This window comes from Aquimarina rubra (genome assembly GCF_042684305.1).
In the GTDB taxonomy this organism is placed as follows: domain Bacteria; phylum Bacteroidota; class Bacteroidia; order Flavobacteriales; family Flavobacteriaceae; genus Aquimarina; species Aquimarina rubra.
In genome coordinates, this window is the sequence record NZ_JBHULE010000002.1 from 34,208 (window position 1) to 52,970 (window position 18,763).

13 protein-coding genes are annotated in these 18,763 nt (G+C 35.3%); 5 read left to right on the top strand and 8 right to left on the bottom strand.

Features of this window, described 5'->3' with window-relative positions; translation table 11 throughout:
• Positions 1–21: 21 nt before the first annotated feature.
• From ACFSR1_RS00860 to ACFSR1_RS00875, 4 genes are all read right to left on the bottom strand, one after another.
• Complete coding sequence (locus ACFSR1_RS00860; protein WP_378288700.1) at positions 22–930, bottom strand: hypothetical protein; 909 nt, start codon at positions 928–930, stop codon at positions 22–24.
• A gap of 91 nt (positions 931–1,021) precedes the next feature.
• Complete coding sequence (locus tag ACFSR1_RS00865; RefSeq protein ID WP_378288702.1) at positions 1,022–1,489, bottom strand: hypothetical protein; 468 nt, start codon at positions 1,487–1,489, stop codon at positions 1,022–1,024.
• 19 nt (positions 1,490–1,508) lie between these two features.
• On the bottom strand, positions 1,509–2,582 hold the full coding sequence (locus ACFSR1_RS00870) for an alpha/beta hydrolase (RefSeq protein WP_378288704.1): 1,074 nt from the start codon (positions 2,580–2,582) through the stop codon (positions 1,509–1,511).
• A 16-nt stretch (positions 2,583–2,598) separates the two neighbouring features.
• Positions 2,599–3,540, bottom strand: coding sequence for a hypothetical protein (locus ACFSR1_RS00875; protein WP_378288706.1), 942 nt, complete (start codon positions 3,538–3,540; stop codon positions 2,599–2,601).
• A gap of 247 nt (positions 3,541–3,787) precedes the next feature.
• Between ACFSR1_RS00875 and ACFSR1_RS00880 the strand changes: the two genes are divergently transcribed.
• Together ACFSR1_RS00880 and ACFSR1_RS00885 are read left to right on the top strand one after the other, a co-directional pair.
• Entirely contained in the window at positions 3,788–4,948 is a 1,161-nt protein-coding gene (locus tag ACFSR1_RS00880) for a sensor histidine kinase (protein WP_378288707.1), read from the top strand.
• A gap of 11 nt (positions 4,949–4,959) precedes the next feature.
• Complete coding sequence (locus ACFSR1_RS00885; protein WP_378288709.1) at positions 4,960–5,694, top strand: LytR/AlgR family response regulator transcription factor; 735 nt, start codon at positions 4,960–4,962, stop codon at positions 5,692–5,694.
• 172 nt (positions 5,695–5,866) lie between these two features.
• Here ACFSR1_RS00885 and ACFSR1_RS00890 read toward each other — a convergent pair whose 3' ends face one another.
• Together ACFSR1_RS00890 and gltB are read right to left on the bottom strand one after the other, a co-directional pair.
• On the bottom strand, positions 5,867–7,330 hold the full coding sequence (locus ACFSR1_RS00890) for a glutamate synthase subunit beta (RefSeq protein WP_378288711.1): 1,464 nt from the start codon (positions 7,328–7,330) through the stop codon (positions 5,867–5,869).
• 12 nt (positions 7,331–7,342) lie between these two features.
• Positions 7,343–11,842 carry a glutamate synthase large subunit gene (gene gltB, locus ACFSR1_RS00895; protein ID WP_378288713.1) on the bottom strand — a complete coding sequence of 1,500 codons (4,500 nt, stop codon included), beginning with the start codon at positions 11,840–11,842 and terminating at the stop codon, positions 7,343–7,345.
• A 436-nt stretch (positions 11,843–12,278) separates the two neighbouring features.
• Here gltB and ACFSR1_RS00900 point away from each other — a divergent pair, with 436 nt between their 5' ends.
• Positions 12,279–12,617, top strand: a complete 339-nt coding sequence (locus ACFSR1_RS00900; protein ID WP_378288715.1) for a P-II family nitrogen regulator — start codon at positions 12,279–12,281, stop codon at positions 12,615–12,617.
• Between the two features lie 60 nt (positions 12,618–12,677).
• Entirely contained in the window at positions 12,678–13,931 is a 1,254-nt protein-coding gene (locus ACFSR1_RS00905) for an ammonium transporter (protein ID WP_378172503.1), read from the top strand.
• Between the two features lie 60 nt (positions 13,932–13,991).
• Here the strand turns inward: ACFSR1_RS00905 and ACFSR1_RS00910 are convergent, their stop codons facing one another.
• The gene (locus ACFSR1_RS00910; protein ID WP_378288717.1) at positions 13,992–14,330 is read right to left on the bottom strand and encodes a DUF4870 domain-containing protein; all 339 of its coding nucleotides are present in this window, start codon (positions 14,328–14,330) and stop codon (positions 13,992–13,994) included.
• A gap of 183 nt (positions 14,331–14,513) precedes the next feature.
• Positions 14,514–16,892, bottom strand: a complete 2,379-nt coding sequence (locus ACFSR1_RS00915) for a T9SS type A sorting domain-containing protein (RefSeq protein WP_378288719.1) — start codon at positions 16,890–16,892, stop codon at positions 14,514–14,516.
• A gap of 328 nt (positions 16,893–17,220) precedes the next feature.
• Here ACFSR1_RS00915 and mnmE point away from each other — a divergent pair, with 328 nt between their 5' ends.
• Positions 17,221–18,636, top strand: a complete 1,416-nt coding sequence (gene mnmE, locus ACFSR1_RS00920; RefSeq protein ID WP_378288721.1) for a tRNA uridine-5-carboxymethylaminomethyl(34) synthesis GTPase MnmE — start codon at positions 17,221–17,223, stop codon at positions 18,634–18,636.
• Positions 18,637–18,763: the final 127 nt, after the last annotated feature.

Consider the following 18,763-nt stretch of genomic DNA (forward strand, 5'->3'; position numbering starts at 1 on the left):
AAATATCACATCAAACTCGCGTTATTTATATGTATGCAATCCTATTTGCCGATGTATTCTAAGTGAATTATCTTTTTCTCTACGCCAATATGAAACCCCGTTTCCTGCAGTACTCCCAGAAAATCCTGGAACTGTCCATTCTACATAAAACCCACCGTATTTTATATAGCCGTTTTCTACTTTATCGTATGCATACGTTATCAACTCAAGAGAATCTATTTTTGCTGGATTATGGTAATATGCTTTATAATGATCTAACAAAACAGACTTTCCTGTTTTAATAGTATCAGCAAACGGCAAATATATTGCATCATCTGTATATGAATCCACAGTTTTCTCAGGAACCCGAGCTATTACATTATTTTTACCCAAAGCGGAGTACGCAGCCAATTCTCTTGGTGCTTGAATTGGATTAAGAACTGTAGTACTAGCTTCAGGTACTAAGAATACGGTTGGATCCTCAATAGGTTTTAGGTACCCAAATGATTCTGCACGTAATTTTAGTTTTCCTTCTGCATTCTTTTTCCATACATTAAAATATTTACCTTCTAGTTTTTCAGTGTTTTCAAAAACCTTGGTAAATAAACCTATCTCAATGATTCGGTTTGTAAATTCTAAAATATCTATTGTTTGCCTATGATATTCTTTAATATTCTGCCTTGCGAATATGGTATCATAGTATATTTTAATATTGTTATGATTTACTATCACCGGATTGTAATCTGTCATTAACAAAGACTCTTTATCATATAAATCACGTATTACCTCAAACGATCTTGTCTTTGTAGCAATACTTATTTTTTGATTGTATTCTTGTAAAAGATTTTCTGCTGTTCTTACTTGTTTAGATTCATCATTCTCCTTCTTTTTAGCATTTTCACACGTTAATGATGTCAATAGTGCTAACCCTAAGACTATATATATTTTCATTGTTTTAGTTTTTATCTCTATTATGGTTTTTTAGTTTTTAACTTATATCATCGATTCAAATACCACTTCAGAACTTAACATTCAATTTTGTTTAAGAAGTCATATTAAAAATGACTTTCCAGATTTTTAGAGAGTTATCTGCCATTCTTCTAAAAACAAATAGGTTTTTGGTTTCAAAAATATTGGATGTATTCTTATGAACCGGATAAAAAGTTCCCCTTACTCTTCCGTGCATCACTACGATCTTTTCAAAAGAATGCATTTGTATTATTTCATGCTTCATATCAGCAAAACCATATTGTTTTTCGTTGTTGATATGTTCTATTAAAGAAGTTTTGCTAGTAATTACAGGGTGATTTGGAGCCATATGAACTAAATCATCAACCCACACCTGCATTTTATCCTCTGTAGAAATAGTATGATCATCCAGAGTCTCTAAAATCATTTGCACTGATTTTTGATCCTGTTTCGCAGAAAAACTTTCGACTTCCTTATGTTCTTTACATTGTATACACACCAATATAGACATCAAGAATATTGTAATAAAAACTCTATTCATTGTTGTTGTTTTTTGATTATTAGAAATTAAGATGTTTATTTAAGAATGGTAAGACTCTTGTCGCGATGCGTCCATCATCGCCCCAATATTTGTTCCAGGGATCACCAACAAATTCAATTCCTTCGTGATCAACACCTATATCCATCAATTTTTTACTAAATCTGCGATTAGAAATCACATGTGCTTGTGTTTGATCGAATCTTGCCCAATCAAATGCTATGGCTTTTAGACTTCTTAAATTATCCGCGTACTCATCTAATTTTTCATCTAAATGAAACTGCTTTTGTTCTTTTCTTACATTTTTAGGATTAAGTTTTAATTTGTCATTTTCATCTTTTTCAAACAGAAAATCGCAATACAATGGAGGTCTATTAGGGTTGGGTAAAAACGCTTGACAAACACTAGTGAAAATTTGGGCCATCACGTTCTCATTTATTTCCGCATAAGACTTTGCAGCGTGTACCTTATCCCAATCAATAGCTAACGAAACTCTTGGTAGATAACCTGATCCTGTAGCCACGGGATGCAACGCATACACAACACTAAAAACTTCCGGGTACGTCATACCAAGTTGTAATGCGCCTCTTCCTCCCATAAAATGACCTATGACCGCCCTACTATTTTTATCTGATATTGTTCTATAGTTTTGATCTACAAACGGAACTAGTTCTGTAGTAATGAAATCCAACCAACGTCCACTGGTATTTGAATTTTCAAAAAGGCTCCCTACGGTAGTTGAGGTGAAGTCTGCAACTACAAAGATGAACTCTTTAGATTGATTGTTTTCAATACTTTTATCTACAATTTCTGGAGTTTTATGATCAGAAACTATGTGATTTGGATTTTCAAATAAGCTATGTAAATAATAGACTACGGGATACTTGTTTTTTGATTGAGAATAACCTGGCGGAAGATAAATTTTTACGTTTCGTTTTGTGTTTAATCCTATTTTATTTAGAGCTAAAACTTTTGAGTCAATGGTGTCATTAATTATTTTTCCTTTTAAGGTATGCTGAGCAAACGTATTTATCGAAAAACATATCAAAAAGAATGTTGTCAATATCGTTGCTTTAAATTTTAAAGTATACTTCATAGTACAAGATATTTGGTTAATAATTATAATCGTAAGTGGCTATTTGTCTCACTATCTTTAGTGATCCATTAGGTTCTCTTCTCCAAATCTTAATACCTTTTCCTGTACTTATTCCTGAATAGCTATCATTTCGCCAGTTAGCAATATGACTTGCATAGTTCACCACATAATCCCCCAAATCATCAATATGATTGTTCCTTATATCTAATTTCTCAAAGATGGGAAGTTCTTCTACGTGCTTTTTGATAAATACACCCAATGATTTTTTATCTCTATACATCGGTTTATAGCTAAACATAGCTATGACATCATTTGCATATAACTGCGACCATAACTTATGATCCCTATAGGCTATAAATTCCTCTGTGAAATTATTTATAGCTTCAATTTCGAACCTAACATTAGTATCTATTGGTAGATGTCCTTGAAAGGCTAATACGGTACCGGGAACGTTGTCAAATTTTAACTGTTCTGTAAGATCCGTATGGTGATTATAATTCCATATCTCTGAAATTAGGGAAAGTTTGTTGTGTTCTTTTTTCCAGATATCCATATATTTTCCTTGGAGTTCTTCTACCTTTTCCGAGTTTTTTAGCCGGAGTTTCATCACAAAAGTTCCTAAAACCGAAAGTTGAGTGTCCAGATCCAGTATTTCTATATTTTCTCTTTTGTAGTCTAAAATTTCAAATCGATCAAAAAATGCTTTATGGTAGATTGATGCGTTCTCCTTGCCCAACAGTGTCTTTTGGAAAGCAGGCATCAACCTAATGTCAGGAGCGTAATATTGTGTGAATATTTCGGTATTAACTTCTAACATTCCCTTGATGTAATCATTCGTGAACTTATTCAGGAATACATTCAGATCCTCCTTAACTATTGATTTGTTTTGAGCCATTACAACCTGAATACTCATCAAAATTATAATTGGCAAGAGAACGTTGATTTTGGTTTGTCTCATAATTAAATACTTTTAGTTGTATTCACTAAGGTATTTTGAAAATGAGATTTATAATGTATTGAATTGATGAAACCTAGTGAACTATTGATCATCAACAAAAAATGAAGATTTCTTTACTATTAAACCAAACATCCACTTATCTGAATCCTTTCGTCAATTATTTTGACACGTTTGTCAATAAATCAGAGTCTCTACCTATGTTTCAAAACTATTTTCTTATTTTACTTGGTCTTAAAGACTAAGTTTTATGCAGATAGAATTAGGACCTATCAAAGATTCTAAAATACTTAACGGTTTATATCGCTACAAAGCGCATCACCTTCTTTTTTGGTTTGTGTATCATTATATGTGGTGGGCAATTGGTATTGGTAGTATTAAAGAAGCTGCCTATAATATTTTCTTTTCGCCTTATAATGTCAAGTTCCTATTCTATTTTATTTTTCAGGCAGCAGCGGTTTATTTCAATTTATATTATTTAATTCCCAAGTTTTTAGAAAAAAGAAAATACCTCTTGTATCTCTTTTTTTTCGCATTAACCATATTAACTACTGTACTCATACTTACTTCGGGATATTTTGTTACTGCTTATGTTGCTAATTCTACAGTTGCTGAATTATTTGATAATCAAACTTTTTCAAAGCTATTAAGATCTGGCCCTTTGTCTTCTACATTGGCAAGTATGACATTGGCAATGAGTATCAAACTGACCAAAAACTGGATTAAATCACAACAAAGACAACAGTTATTAGAAAAGGAAAAGGTAGAAACCGAACTTAAATTTTTGAAGTCTCAATTCAATCCTCATTTTTTGTTCAATACGATCAATTCGATTTTTGTCTTGATCCATAAGAATCCGGATATGGCTTCAGAGTCACTCGCCAACTTTTCTGATCTCTTGCGGTATCAATTGTATGAATGTAATGAATCTAAAATTCCTTTGGAAAAAGAAATAAATTTTCTTAAAAACTTCATTGATTTAGGGAAACTAAGACTGGACAACACCGTGAAGGTTACTACTAATATTGAAGATCAAATCTATGGTAATGTTTCTATAGCACCATTTATTTTGATGCCTTTTGTAGAAAATGCATTTAAGCATGTCTCACGGGGTAACGATCAAAAAAATTGGATTTCCATACATCTAAGTTTTACTGAAGAAAAAGTTTTATTCGAAATAGATAATACTATAATTAGACAAGAGGACTATAATGCTGATGATCTTATGAAAGACAGCGGAATAGGACTAAAAAATGTACAGCGGAGATTGGATTTGGTATATTTTGATCAATATGGGCTATTCATTGAGAAAACCGAAGAAATTCACAAAGTAAAGCTTGAGTTACAATTAAATGCTGTTCCAATTTCATCCGAACAGGGTATCGTTCCAGTAGCCTCATTACAATCTTAAAAAAGAAAATTATGGTCTTAAAATGTATTGTAATAGATGACGAACCATTGGCAAGAGAATGTATCTCTAACTACATTAAAGAAGTGGAGTTTTTAGAACTCATGGGGTCTTGTAGTAACCCTTTAGAACTTACCAAAATCAGAGATTCGCATCAAGCAGATTTACTTTTTCTAGATATACAAATGCCTAGAATGAATGGAATAGAGTTTTTAAAATCTATGAAGTCAAAACCAATGGTGGTGATCACCACTGCTTTTCCGAACTATGCATTAGACGGGTTTGATTTGGATGTTATGGATTACTTATTAAAACCTATCACATTTACCCGTTTTTTTAAAGCGGTTACTAAGGTAAAAGAACAGTATCTTTTAGTTCAAAATAATACCAATGTAACTCCCGATATAGAAAATTGTAAACCAGATCACATCTTTCTAAAATGTGATAGCTCCTACAAAAAAATATATTTTGATGACATTCTATTCATAAAATCTATGCAGAACTATGTGGCTTTTCATACCATAGATGGCAAAAAACATCTTTCTTTAATTCCGCTGAAAGAAGTTGCAAAACAATTAGACTCGAATATTTTTATGCAAGTTCACAAATCATTTATTGTTTGTGTTCATAAAATTGAAGCTATTGAAATAGAGGGGATCATAATGGGTTCTTATCATATTCCTCTTGGGCGAAATTATAAAGCATCTATTATGGAAAAAATAGTAAATGATAGAATATTGAAAAGGTAATTCTTGTTTCCAACTAAATAGCAAAACAAAAAAAGACTGCTAATTCCCATGTTAGCAGCCTTTATTAACACTAATATTGAATATTAGGAGATACCTGATTTTCGGCAGGATAAGTTCTGCTAACAATTATGAATTAGCATTAAATTGTAATTCAGAATAGAGTTTCACTTAATTATACTCTTGGTAAATCTCCTTCTCCTTTTAGAGGAAGATTAGAGCTTCCCATTAAATAGGTATCTATATGATGTGCAGCTTGTCTACCTTCGGCAATTGCCCAAACAATTAATGATTGTCCTCTACGTGTATCTCCTGCTGCAAAAACACCTTTTACATTGGTGGTATAATTATCCTCAGTAGCTTTGATATTGGTTCTGGCATCCATATCGATTCCTAATTGTTCAGCAATTGTGGGTTCAGATCCTGTAAATCCAAGTGCCAATAAGGCTAATTCACATTTCCATTCTTTCTCTGTGTTCGGAATTTCTTTTAATGTAAAACGACCATTTTCTTTTACCCATTCAACTTCTGAAGTTATTAAACCTGTAAGGTTACCATTTGCATCTCCTAAAAACTCTTTAGTAGAAATACTCCAGTTACGTTCAACACCTTCTTGATGAGAAGAACTCGTGCGTAAACGCATTGGCCAAAATGGCCAAGGCTGATTCGCCGGACGTTCTGTAGTACCTTTACCCATAATCTCGAAATTCGTTACAGAAGTTGCTCCGTGACGCACTGAAGTACCAATACAATCGGATCCTGTATCTCCTCCACCGATCACAATCACATCTTTTCCGGTTGCTAAGATCTCTTCTCCCAAATCCTTGATTCCATCCACTCTTCGATTGTTTTGTGGTAAGAAATCCATGGCTTGCACTACACCTTTAAGATCAGCTCCTTTTACCGGTAAATTGCGACGTACGGTTGCTCCTGTACATAATACCACCGCATCAAAATCTTCTTTTAGTTGGTCTGCTTTGATATCTTTCCCGATATGAGTATTTGTTTTAAACACAATACCTTCTTCTTCTAAAACTGCAACACGACGGTCGATTACATTTTTTTCCATTTTAAAATCAGGGATACCATACCGTAGTAATCCTCCAACCTTCTCATCTCTCTCGAAAACAGTAACCAAATGTCCAGCACGATTCAATTGTTGTGCTGTTGCTAATCCCGCAGGTCCGGATCCAATTACTGCAACAGTTTTACCTGTTCGTTCCTTTGGAGGATTGGCTTTTACCCATCCGTTTTCAAAAGCTTGTTCGACTATATTTTTTTCTATATTTTCTATGGTTACAGGATCTTCATTAATCCCTAAAACACAAGCTTCTTCGCAAGGAGCAGGACACAACCTACCGGTGAACTCAGGAAAATTATTAGTCGAATGTAATATTCGAGCTGCTTTTTCCCATTTACCTCTGTATACAGCATCATTAAAATCAGGAATAAGGTTTCCTAACGGACATCCGCTATGACAAAACGGAATTCCGCAATCCATACATCGTGCTCCTTGATTTTTTAGTTTACTTTCCTCCATAGGTACTGTAAACTCGTTGTATCCTTTTATACGATCTTTAACAGGCTGGTACTGTTCAATCTCTCTTTCAAATTCTAAAAATCCAGTTATCTTTCCCATGTATTATATCGTTTATGCTTGTGCTAAATTTTCTTCTTCTAATCGTTTTAAAGCTTGCTTATACTCTTCTGGGAAGATTTTGATGAATTTTGGTAATTCATTTTCCCAATTCTCCAGAATTCTTTGCGCTAACGGACTTAAGGTTGCATTGTAATGCGATTCTATCAAACCTTTTAACTCGATCACATCTTCTGGTATTTCTACCGGATCCAGATTTAGTGCTTCTTTGTTACAATGTGCTTCAAAGGTCTTTTTATCATCATAGATGTAAGCAATACCTCCAGACATTCCTGCACCAAAGTTTCTTCCTACTTCTCCCAGGATCACAGCGACTCCACCAGTCATATATTCACATCCATGATCGCCAATACCCTCTACAACCGCTTTGGCTCCGGAGTTACGTACACAGAATCGCTCTCCAGCTTTTCCGTTAATATATACCTCTCCATCCGTAGCACCGTATAAAGTAACATTACCTGTAATCACATTTTCTTCGGGCACTAAAGTAGCTTCATCAGGGACTTTAATAATTAATTTAGCGCCAGATAAACCTTTACCCAAATAATCATTGGTATTACCATTCACTATCATCGTCAATCCTTTTGTAGCAAACGCTCCAAAACTTTGTCCGGCTGCTCCGGTAAAATTCAGTTTCAATGTACTATCCGGTAATCCTTGAGCTCCATATATTTTAGAAATTTCATTACTCAAGATTGCGCCTACTGCTCTATCTGTATTGGTAATATCAAAATCTAGTGTGGTTTTCTCCTTTCTGAACAATGCCTGATGCGCTTGCTCTATAATTTCGAAATCTATGGACTTGCGAAGACCGTGATCCTGAGTCTCAGAATTGTATACTTCTACTCCTTCAGGTGCTTCTACCTGATGTAATATTGGAGAAAGATCAACTCCTGCAGTTTTATAATGCTCAATGGCTTGCTTACGATCTAACTTATGTACTTGTCCGACCATTTCATTAATAGTTCGGAAACCAAGTTGCGCCATAATTTCTCTAAGCTCCTGAGCAACAAAATACATATAATTTACTACATGCTCCGGTTTTCCTTTAAACTTCTTACGTAATTCAGGATTCTGAGTTGCGATACCAACAGGACAGGTGTTTAGGTGACAAACACGCATCATAATACATCCCGATGCGACTAAAGGCGCTGTTGCAAAACCAAATTCTTCTGCTCCTAATAAACAAGCTACTGCTACATCACGACCGGTTTTTAGCTGTCCATCACATTCTAATACAATACGACTACGTAAGTTATTACCCACTAAAGTTTGTTGTGCTTCCGCAATACCAAGCTCCCAAGGTAATCCTGCATGTTTTAAGGAAGTCAATGGTGATGCTCCTGTTCCTCCATCAAATCCAGAAATCAACACCACATCTGCTTTTGCTTTGGCCACACCAGCAGCAACGGTTCCAACCCCAACTTCTGATACTAACTTCACATTAATTCTAGCAGATCGGTTTGCTGATTTTAAATCATAAATCAACTGTGATAAATCTTCAATAGAATAAATATCGTGATGAGGAGGCGGTGAAATTAATCCTACATATGGAGTAGAGTTACGAGTTTTGGCAATTTCAGGATTTACTTTTGGTCCTGGCAACTGTCCTCCTTCTCCCGGTTTAGCTCCTTGAGCCATTTTTATTTGTATCTCGGCAGCATTTGTCAAATAGTTTGATGAAACACCAAAACGACCAGAAGCCACTTGTTTAATCGCACTATTTTTCCAATCTCCATTTACATCCTTATAAAAACGTAGTGGGTTCTCTCCTCCTTCTCCAGAGTTACTTTTACCGCCAATACGATTCATAGCAATGGCAAGATTCTCGTGAGCTTCTTGACTAATAGACCCATAAGACATTGCTCCCGTTTTAAAACGTTTTACAATCTCTGTCCAAGGCTCTACCTCATCTAACGGAATTGGATCGTAATTAGAAAACTCCAGTAATCCACGAATCGTCATTAAGTTTTTAGATTGCTCATTAATCAATTCTGCATATTCCTTATACGTCTTAGGATCATTATCTCTTACAGATTTCTGAAGTTTAGCAACAGACAATGGATTAAACTGATGTTTTTCACCATTTCGTCTCCATCGATACTGTCCACCTATTTCTAAATCTAGTACTGCATCTACTTCTCTTTCGATATATGCTCTTTTGTGGCGCTTAGCTATTTCCTTTTCGATTTCGTATAATCCAATTCCTTGAATACGTGTTGCGGTATTCGGGAAATATTTGTCAACTACTTTGGTATTGATACCAATACATTCGAAAAGTTGAGAGCTACGGTAGGAATTCAAGGTAGAGATCCCTATTTTGTTCATTACCTTTAATACTCCTTTGCCCACAGCTTTGTTATAATTCGTTACAGCTGCTTCTGCTTCTAATTCTGTGATATTATTATCTTCTATCTGCTCCTTTATAATCTCATTAACCATATAAGGATTGATAGCACTGGCACCATATCCAAATAACAATGCAAAGTGATGTACCTCTCTTGGTTCTGCAGATTCAATAATAATACTTACCTGAGAACGCTTTCCTAATTTCTGTAATCCACTATTGACAAAAGAACAAGCTAACAATGCCGGAATCGGCGCTCTGTGTTTACTAACATTTCTATCAGACAGTATAATGATATTGCTTCCATCATCTATCGCTTCTGAAACTTTATTTAGCGTATCTTCCAGCGCATCTTCTAATCCATTAAGTCCTCTGTTGATATTATATAACATAGGAACAGAAGTCGCCTTAAAACCTTTATCTGCATATGTTTTAATTTTATCTAAATCCTCTTTTGAAATAACAGGATTCTGGATTTTTAATTTATTACAGTGTTTTTCATTAATATTAAAAATATTATGATCTGCTCCTAAGGTCAAACTGATATCTGTGATCAATTCCTCGCGGATTCCGTCTAATGGAGGATTGGTTACCTGGGCAAATAATTGTTTGAAATAATTATAGATCAACTGAGATCTTTCTGACAATACTGCAATCGGTGTATCGGATCCCATAGAACCGATTGGTTCTTTTGCCAGCTGACTCATCGGAACGATAATTGTATCTATATCTTCCTGAGTATATCCAAATACTTCTTTACGTTTAGAGATGGTTTCTTCACCTAAAAATAAAGGACAATCATTGTAAGGAATATCCTTTAAGTGTACCAAACTACTATCCAACCATTCTCTATACGGATGCTTAGAGGCTATTTCTTCTTTGATCTCCTCATCATTCACAATTCTGCCTTCGTCCATATTTACCAGGAACATCTTTCCTGGTTCCAATCGACCATGAAATTCTAAATTACTTGGTTCTATATCCACAACTCCGGTCTCTGAAGACATGATTACGTATCCATCTTTTGTTACTGTATAACGAGAAGGTCTTAGACCATTTCTATCCAATACTGCTCCAATATAATTTCCATCAGTAAAAGGAATAGACGCAGGACCATCCCATGGTTCCATTGCACAAGAATTGTACTCATAGAATGCTTTTTTAGCTTCAGACATTTCAGGATTCTTCTCCCAGGCTTCTGGCACCATCATCATCATTACTTCTGGTAAAGACCTACCAGTCATCAGTAACAATTCTACTACCATATCCATAGACGCAGAATCTGATTTTCCTTTTAGAACAACCGGAAGTATTTTCTTTATATCTTCTCCAAACCAATTACTTTCTAATAATTCTTCTCTGGAACGCATTCTGGTGACATTACCTCTTAGCGTATTAATCTCACCATTGTGACACATATAACGGAAAGGTTGTGCAAGATCCCAGGTCGGAAATGTATTTGTCGAAAAACGCTGATGTACCAAAGCCAATCTGGTTACTACCATAGGATCCATTAGATCCGTATAGTACAATTTAATATCCTCTGGCATTAAAAGGCCTTTAAATATTAATGTCTTTGTCGACAAACTTGGTAGATAGAAAAACTTACTTTCTGACAGCTTAGATCCGTATATTTCGTGTTCTGTAATTTTTCGAGCGGTAAATAATTTTAGATTAAAATCGAAATAACTTTGTTCTTTATCACTCTTACCTATAAATATTTGTTTGATAAAAGGTTCTGTCGTGGCAGCGATCTCACCTAAATGAACCGTATCTACAGGAACATCTCTCCATCCCAGCAGCACTAAACCCTGATCCGTAATATTTTTTTCGAATGTATCAATGCAATAATGTCTTTGATTTTCTTTTTTAGGTAAGAATACATTACTTACTGCATACTCGCCAGCTTCTGGTAATTCAAACTCACAATTTTCCAAAAAGAAATCATGAGGAATGTCGATAAGTATTCCGGCTCCATCTCCGGTTTTACCATCCGAACTTACTGCCCCACGATGCTCTAATTTTTCTAAAATCTCGAGCGCCTTATGAATAATATCATTCGACTTTTTTCCTTCCAGGCTACAGATAAATCCGGCACCACATGCGTCGTGTTCGAATTCTGGCAGATACATTCCTTGTTTCTTCATATTATTTCCGATCTAAAGTGTTTCAAGTTGTTGAAATTAACAAAACCTTAAGGAAGGAAAAAGAAAAACAGAGCTTTGAGGATTACTTTTCTTAGCTCCTTAAAAAAACACAAGTTTCAATAAAATAATCACAAAATAAGGACTTCTAATTACGAATTCAATAACGTGATTTTTCTTAAAAAACCTAAATAAAATAGGGGATTACAGGATTCTGAACTTAAATTTTATCTCTGAAAACGTTTTCGTAAAAAACCGTAAACACACTACTGCGAAATCCTCATTTATTCTGTAAAAAAATATACACCCCTAATTTTTTAGGGGGTAAATATTTTAAAATGATAAAAATACAACGATTACCCTTCAAAATTTGGAGGCTAAAAAGTAATTCACATATTTTTGATACAGATTTAACATTAATTTTAACTTTTTAGTCTTTATGAAGAAAATAGAAGCAATCATCAGAAGATCGAAATATCGTGTGGTAAAAGAAGCTTTACACGAAAAAGGCATCACATTCTTTACTTACTGGGATGTTACTGGTGTAGGTAACGAAAAACAAGGGCACGTATATCGTGGAATCTCTTATAGCACAACCGACATTCAAAGACGTTTTTTATCGATCGTTGTAAATGACGAATTTGAAGAGGCAGCTGTATCTGCAATTCTTGAAGCCGGAAAAACTGGTGAAGTTGGAGACGGAAAAGTTTTTGTATCCGATATTAAGGAAGCTTACAGAATTCGTACTTCAGAAAAAGGAAGTTCTACACTATCCTAACCACACGAACACAAATTACCAACTGAAAACAAAAAATAACTTTTAATAGTCAATTATATAATGGAAATGTTAACTATAAATAATGTATGGATGATGGTGTGTACTGCACTTGTATTTTTCATGCACTTAGGTTTCTCTTTTTTAGAAATTGGATTAACTCGTCAAAAAAACACAATCAATATTCTTTTCAAAAACGTCTTTATCATCTGTATAGGTTTGTTACTATACTGCCTAGTAGGATTTAATTTAATGTATCCTGGATTTGCAGAAGACGCTGCCGGATTCATAGGCTTTGCAGGTTTTGGATTAAGCTCTCCTGTAGTGGAAGGAGCTTTAGATTTAACCTATAACGAAGGATATACCTATTGGACAGATTTCTTATTCCAAGGAATGTTTGCTGCTACAGCTGCTACTATCGTATCTGGAGCTGTTGCAGAACGTATTAAGCTTGGATCATTTATGATTTTTACAATTATCTATGTAGGTGTTGTTTATCCAATTGTAGGTTCTTGGCAATGGGGAGGTGGATTCTTATCATCATTCCAAATCGGTGAAGCAGAAGGATTTTATGACTTTGCAGGTTCTACTTTAGTTCACTCGGTAGGAGGATGGGCTGCGTTAGTAGCTGTATGGTTATTAGGATCTAGAATTGGTAAATTCAGTTCTGAAGGTAAGCCACAGGCGATCCCAGGTCATAACATACCATTAGCGGCTGCGGGTGTATTAATCCTTTGGTTAGGATGGTTTGGATTTAATGGTGGTTCTGTACTTTCTGCAGATGCTGCTGGTACTTCTCTTACATTAGTAACTACATCGCTTGCTGCTGCAGCTGGTGGAGTTGTTGCCTTTTTAGTATCTACATTGATGTATAAAAATTACGACTTAACGATGTTCTTAAATGGTATTCTAGGAGGATTAGTAGGTATCACTGCTGGTGCTGATCAAATGACTCCAACAGATGCTGTGTTAATCGGAGCAATTGCTGGAGCGATCATTGTATTTGGTGTAGCATTAATAGATAAATTAAAACTTGACGATCCTGTTGGTGCGATTGCAGTACACTTAATCTGTGGTATCTGGGGAACGTTAGCGGTAGGTATTTTTGGAGCTAAAGCCGGTTTTGATCAGTTCTTAGTGCAAGGAGTTGGTGTATTAGCAGCTGGTGGATTCTGCGTGTTGACTTCATTCATCATAATTTTTACATTGAAGAAAACTATTGGAATCAGAGTTTCTGAAAAAGAAGAGATTGATGGTCTTGATGGTCACGAACACGGAATGGATGCGTATCCTGACTTTAGACTAAACCAACACTAGAATAAAATTCAACTTATATATACAAAAAGGAGCGATCAACAATCGCTCCTTTTTTTTCGTTTATTTTATAATCTCCATGGATAACGGATAAGATGGCTCTTCACCATTACTGGCCTTGATTGCATTAATTATAGGAAACACTAAACATAAGATACCTATTACAATCAACCCTAAAATTCCTAATCCGAATAGTAATATTAATGGTATACAAACTATCGCATAGATAAACATACTAATCTGAAAATTCATAATTGATTTTCCGTGATTATCCATCGCCAACACCTGCTCTCTTTGTGTTAACCATAATATTAATGGAACTATAAATCCTCCAAATCCGGTTACCAAATCCAGTAACTGTGATAAATGGGTAATAACGAGTAATGATCTGTCTTGTCTCATGATTTCTTGATTTTTGATTGATGATTGTTTAAAATTGCTAATAAAATTAGCAGTCTTTATATATATGACGCGAAGACATCTAAATTGTTACAGTATGGAACGCTAAAAACAAAAAAAACATCCCGACAAAATCGGGATGTTCCATCTACTAACTAAATTTAAATTCTATTGTTTATTTATTGGTTAGTTGATGATTAGTTTTCGCGTAGTGGATTCACCACCGCTTTCTATTCTGATTAGATAAATACCTTGTCCAAGTGACAAATTCTTTGCAGAGATTGTATTCGCTCCGGGTTTTAACTCCAACACCGCTTGTTTTTGACCTAAAATAGAGAATACAGTAGCATTTGCATTTTTAACATAAGAATTTATATATATAGCAAAGTTATTACGAGCAGGATTTGGTGCTATTTTAACATCAGCAAAAATACCTTCTGGCTCATCTCCTAATATTGCTTCTGCAGATTCTAAACTAGCAATTAAACTTTCTGCTGTTGCCGATTGTCCGCAAGCTCCTTCATATATTTTTACATTAGAGAAAGTAGAATTATTACCAGATCCTGCATCATTATCATTGATAAAGACCAATCGATCCATTGCTCCGGTGTAAAAGTTCCCTACCGGAATAATATAGGTAGTTGTTCCTCCTGAGTAATTATCAAAATTAGTAACTCCATAATTCTGAGTACCGTGCACCTTGAAATATCTATTTGCTGTTAATGAATTATCATTCTCAAAACCTACACCGTGAATTTCTCCCTGAGATGAACTACTAAAATCGAATTCGATTACTGTATTAGCAGTCACGGTATAATTTAAAGCAATATACTTCCATGTATTATTAGTCATTGATAAAGAAGCTCCTCCATTACCAATAGAGAAGTTTCCTGCCGCATCTTGATTAGAGAAACCAGTGATTCCAAAATCATTGAAATTGATGGTATCACAGGTTGGAGGCGGTGGCGTACCTCCGTTTGTTATACTTAGATCATCAATAGCAATATCACTTTGCCATCCTTGAGAACCTTCTCCGGTAACAACATTTAATCGTAGTTGAACACTTCCCTCTCCTGCATATGCAGAAAGATCTACAGAAGCCGTATTCCAGTTGCTACCTTGTGCTCCGGATCGACTAAATACGCTCACCCAATTTCCTGAATTATTTGTTCTGGCTTCCACAGAAAGTGAATTAATATTACTTCCTAACATGTGATACTGAAAACCTAAAGTCGGAGTTGAAATTCCGCTAAAATCAATACAAGGAGAATTTAAAATAGCTCTTTTATTAGGATATCCTGTACCATTACCTGAAGCTTCTACATAGATATATGAATTACCAGCTGCTGCTCCACTTGGTCCTGTGTTGTTAGAAGGTGTTCCTCCGGAATTCACTGTCCAATTGATATCATCACTGGACGACTGTGACCAGGCTCCGATTGATCCCTCAAAACTTTCGCTATAAGGAAAAGAAGATAAATCACCCGAACATTCTTCTACTGGCGGCGGTGGTGGCGTTCCTAATCCCATTGCCTCCCAGAAAGCAGGAATTGTGGCTCTTTCTCCTGAGTTAGATCCTCCGGATCCTGAACAACCTCCATAGGCGTGTACTCCAACTGCATTACCCGTTGCTTCATCAATAATAGGACTCCCGGAATTTCCTCCCGTAGTGTCTGTTCTGTATCTAACAAAAGTATTTGTCGAAGAACTAAGCGGTCCGGTATGTGTTTGCTGAGTCTGATTATCAATACCGGTGTCTGTTCCAAATCCTGTAATTCTAATAGTGCTTCCCGGTTCATCTTGCACTACATTAAATGATTTACCTTGCGCCTGAATTGGCGTTAAACCTGTTTGTGAGTTTGCGCTTGCCTCAAAAACACCCCAATCGTTCGCCTGACTTGGACTACCGGGATATGGTGAAACAAAATTTCCGATAGGATACTGATCCTCTGGACCAGGATGAACGATCGTTCTATCAGGATTAGATTTTGGAACATTAAATTCGATTACCTGTGCACTGCTACCAACGCAGTGTCCTGCTGTTACCAGTTTACCATTGGTGATAATCCATCCTGTACATCCAATAGGAACCATTCTTCCGATGGCATCATCATTAGAATCTATCCTATCATCAGCAGATCCACATTGGGATTTAATAGAAGGATCTAGTTCTCCAACACTTAATTCAGAAATATTAACTCCAACGGATCTATCATTGGATGCTATTGATAAAGAAACTGTTACCGCATTACCATTAAAATAAGCACTAGAATTGCCCCACTCTTTAATAGTCTGTGCATTTAGGGTTTGTGTAGCTCCGTCTAACTTCGAAGTAATTGTAAGCGTACTATTTTTTCCTAAGTCAACATCTTTAAAAAATAGACGTAACCAAGTAGCACCCGTTTCTGAAACTTCTTCAGTAATTACAGTTGTTCCATTTTTATTTGATATTTCATCCGACTTTAACGTTAGATCATAAGAAGTTTTATGTCTCTTCAAATCCTGCGTTTGTGCATAATTTATTAATGGGAAAAGCATAAATACTGTAAAGACTACTGCTGTCATTTTGTGTTTTAACAACAGAAGCAGCCTACTGTTATTAATTGAGTTTGTGCTGTGAAAATTCATAAGAATAAAAGTTTTAGTATATAGAAATTAAATTTAGTTACTAAATCCACCGTTCAAGGTTAGTTACTCCTTCAACAGATATTCCATCAAAAGGTAATTCAGTTACTACCAAATTATCTCTATCGATTTTTCTTTTATTCTTTTGTTATTTTACCCCCAAGGATAAAAGTAAGGAAGAAAACATAGTCTACAAAAAAAGTTTGAAGTCTAAATTGAAAATCAAAACTTATATTATGTCTATTTTTGTGGTTTCATTACTAAAAGTATGATTTCACAAGACACCATAGTTGCTTTAGCCACTCCTGCAGGAGCCGGTGCTATTGCAGTGATTAGAGTTTCTGGAAAGGATGCTATAAGCATCTGTGCCCCTTTGTTTCGTTCTATCAAAGGAAAAGATCTTACCAAACAAAAAACCCATACCATACATTTAGGTCATATTGTGGATGGTGAGCGGGTGTTAGACGAAGTTTTGGTTTCGCTTTTTAAAGGAAGTAACTCCTACACCGGCGAACCAACCGTAGAAATATCGTGCCACGGATCGAGTTATATCCAACAAGAAATCATTCAATTATTACTTCGAAAAGGATGTAGAATGGCAGATGCCGGAGAATTTACACTGAGAGCTTTTATCAATGGAAAACTGGATTTATCGCAAGCGGAAGCTGTTGCTGATTTAATTGCCTCAGATTCTGAAGCTTCTCATCAAATTGCCATGCAACAAATGCGAGGTGGATTTAGTAATGAAATCAAAAAACTACGTGACGAGCTTCTCAATTTTGCATCGCTTATAGAATTAGAACTAGATTTTGCTGAAGAAGATGTAGAATTTGCCAATAGAACCCAATTTCAGGATTTAATATCTAGGATTACCAAAGTTTTAAAACGATTGATCGATTCGTTTGCTGTCGGAAATGTTATTAAAAATGGTATTCCAGTAGCGATTGTTGGAGAACCTAATGTTGGTAAGTCTACTTTGCTAAATGCATTACTAAACGAAGAACGCGCCATTGTTTCGGACATCGCAGGAACCACCAGAGATACGATTGAAGATGAAATAAATATCGGAGGGATCGGATTCCGGTTTATCGATACCGCTGGAATAAGAGATACTAAAGATGTGGTAGAAAGTATTGGAATTAAAAAGACTTTTGAAAAGATTGATCAAGCCCAAGTGGTTATTTATTTGGTTGATAGTTCAGAATTAACTGAATCCCCCTCTGCCTCCGACATCTCTCCGAAAGGGAGAGAAATAATTGTGGAGATAAATCAAATTAGAAATAAATATCCTAGAAAGCCTCTAATTATTGTAGCTAATAAGGTAGATAAGTTAGAAGAATCTCAAATTGAAGTGCTAACTTCTGAAATTGAGAATATTCATCTACTGTCTGCTAAACAAAACATAGGTGTAGAAGAATTACAGAACAAACTTTTAGAATTTGTTAATACCGGAGCTCTCAGAAATAATGAAACTATTGTTACCAATTCCCGACATTATGATGCATTGTTAAAGGCTCTAGAAGAAATCCAGAAAGTACAGTACGGTATTGATCAAGGAATATCCGGAGATTTGATGGCTATTGATATCAGACAAGCACTTTATCACTTTGGTGAGATCACGGGTGAGATTACTTCTGATGATTTATTGGGTAATATCTTTGCTAATTTCTGTATTGGCAAATAGATTTTCTTTCCTTTAGTATGCTTTTAGTTTCCTTTGTTAGACGTTTTGCTAAAAACTAGCGTTATTTTTCATTTGTAGTTGCCTTTAGTAGGTCTTTTCTTTCTTTTAATTGACCTCATAATACCAT

Bases quoted from the DNA above. Each gene is read 5' to 3' on its own strand.
- ACFSR1_RS00890 (WP_378288711.1), bottom strand. From the start codon at position 7,330: ATGGGAAAGATAACTGGATTTTTAGAATTTGAAAGAGAGATTGAACAG.
- gltB (WP_378288713.1), bottom strand. From the start codon at position 11,842: ATGAAGAAACAAGGAATGTATCTGCCAGAATTCGAACACGACGCATGT.
- ACFSR1_RS00865 (WP_378288702.1), bottom strand. From the start codon at position 1,489: ATGAATAGAGTTTTTATTACAATATTCTTGATGTCTATATTGGTGTGT.
- ACFSR1_RS00875 (WP_378288706.1), bottom strand. From the start codon at position 3,540: ATGAGACAAACCAAAATCAACGTTCTCTTGCCAATTATAATTTTGATG.
- ACFSR1_RS00900 (WP_378288715.1), top strand. From the start codon at position 12,279: ATGAAGAAAATAGAAGCAATCATCAGAAGATCGAAATATCGTGTGGTA.
- ACFSR1_RS00910 (WP_378288717.1), bottom strand. From the start codon at position 14,330: ATGAGACAAGACAGATCATTACTCGTTATTACCCATTTATCACAGTTA.
- mnmE (WP_378288721.1), top strand. From the start codon at position 17,221: ATGATTTCACAAGACACCATAGTTGCTTTAGCCACTCCTGCAGGAGCC.
- ACFSR1_RS00860 (WP_378288700.1), bottom strand. From the start codon at position 930: ATGAAAATATATATAGTCTTAGGGTTAGCACTATTGACATCATTAACG.
- ACFSR1_RS00870 (WP_378288704.1), bottom strand. From the start codon at position 2,582: ATGAAGTATACTTTAAAATTTAAAGCAACGATATTGACAACATTCTTT.
- ACFSR1_RS00885 (WP_378288709.1), top strand. From the start codon at position 4,960: ATGGTCTTAAAATGTATTGTAATAGATGACGAACCATTGGCAAGAGAA.
- ACFSR1_RS00905 (WP_378172503.1), top strand. From the start codon at position 12,678: ATGGAAATGTTAACTATAAATAATGTATGGATGATGGTGTGTACTGCA.
- ACFSR1_RS00880 (WP_378288707.1), top strand. From the start codon at position 3,788: ATGCAGATAGAATTAGGACCTATCAAAGATTCTAAAATACTTAACGGT.
- ACFSR1_RS00915 (WP_378288719.1), bottom strand. From the start codon at position 16,892: ATGACAGCAGTAGTCTTTACAGTATTTATGCTTTTCCCATTAATAAAT.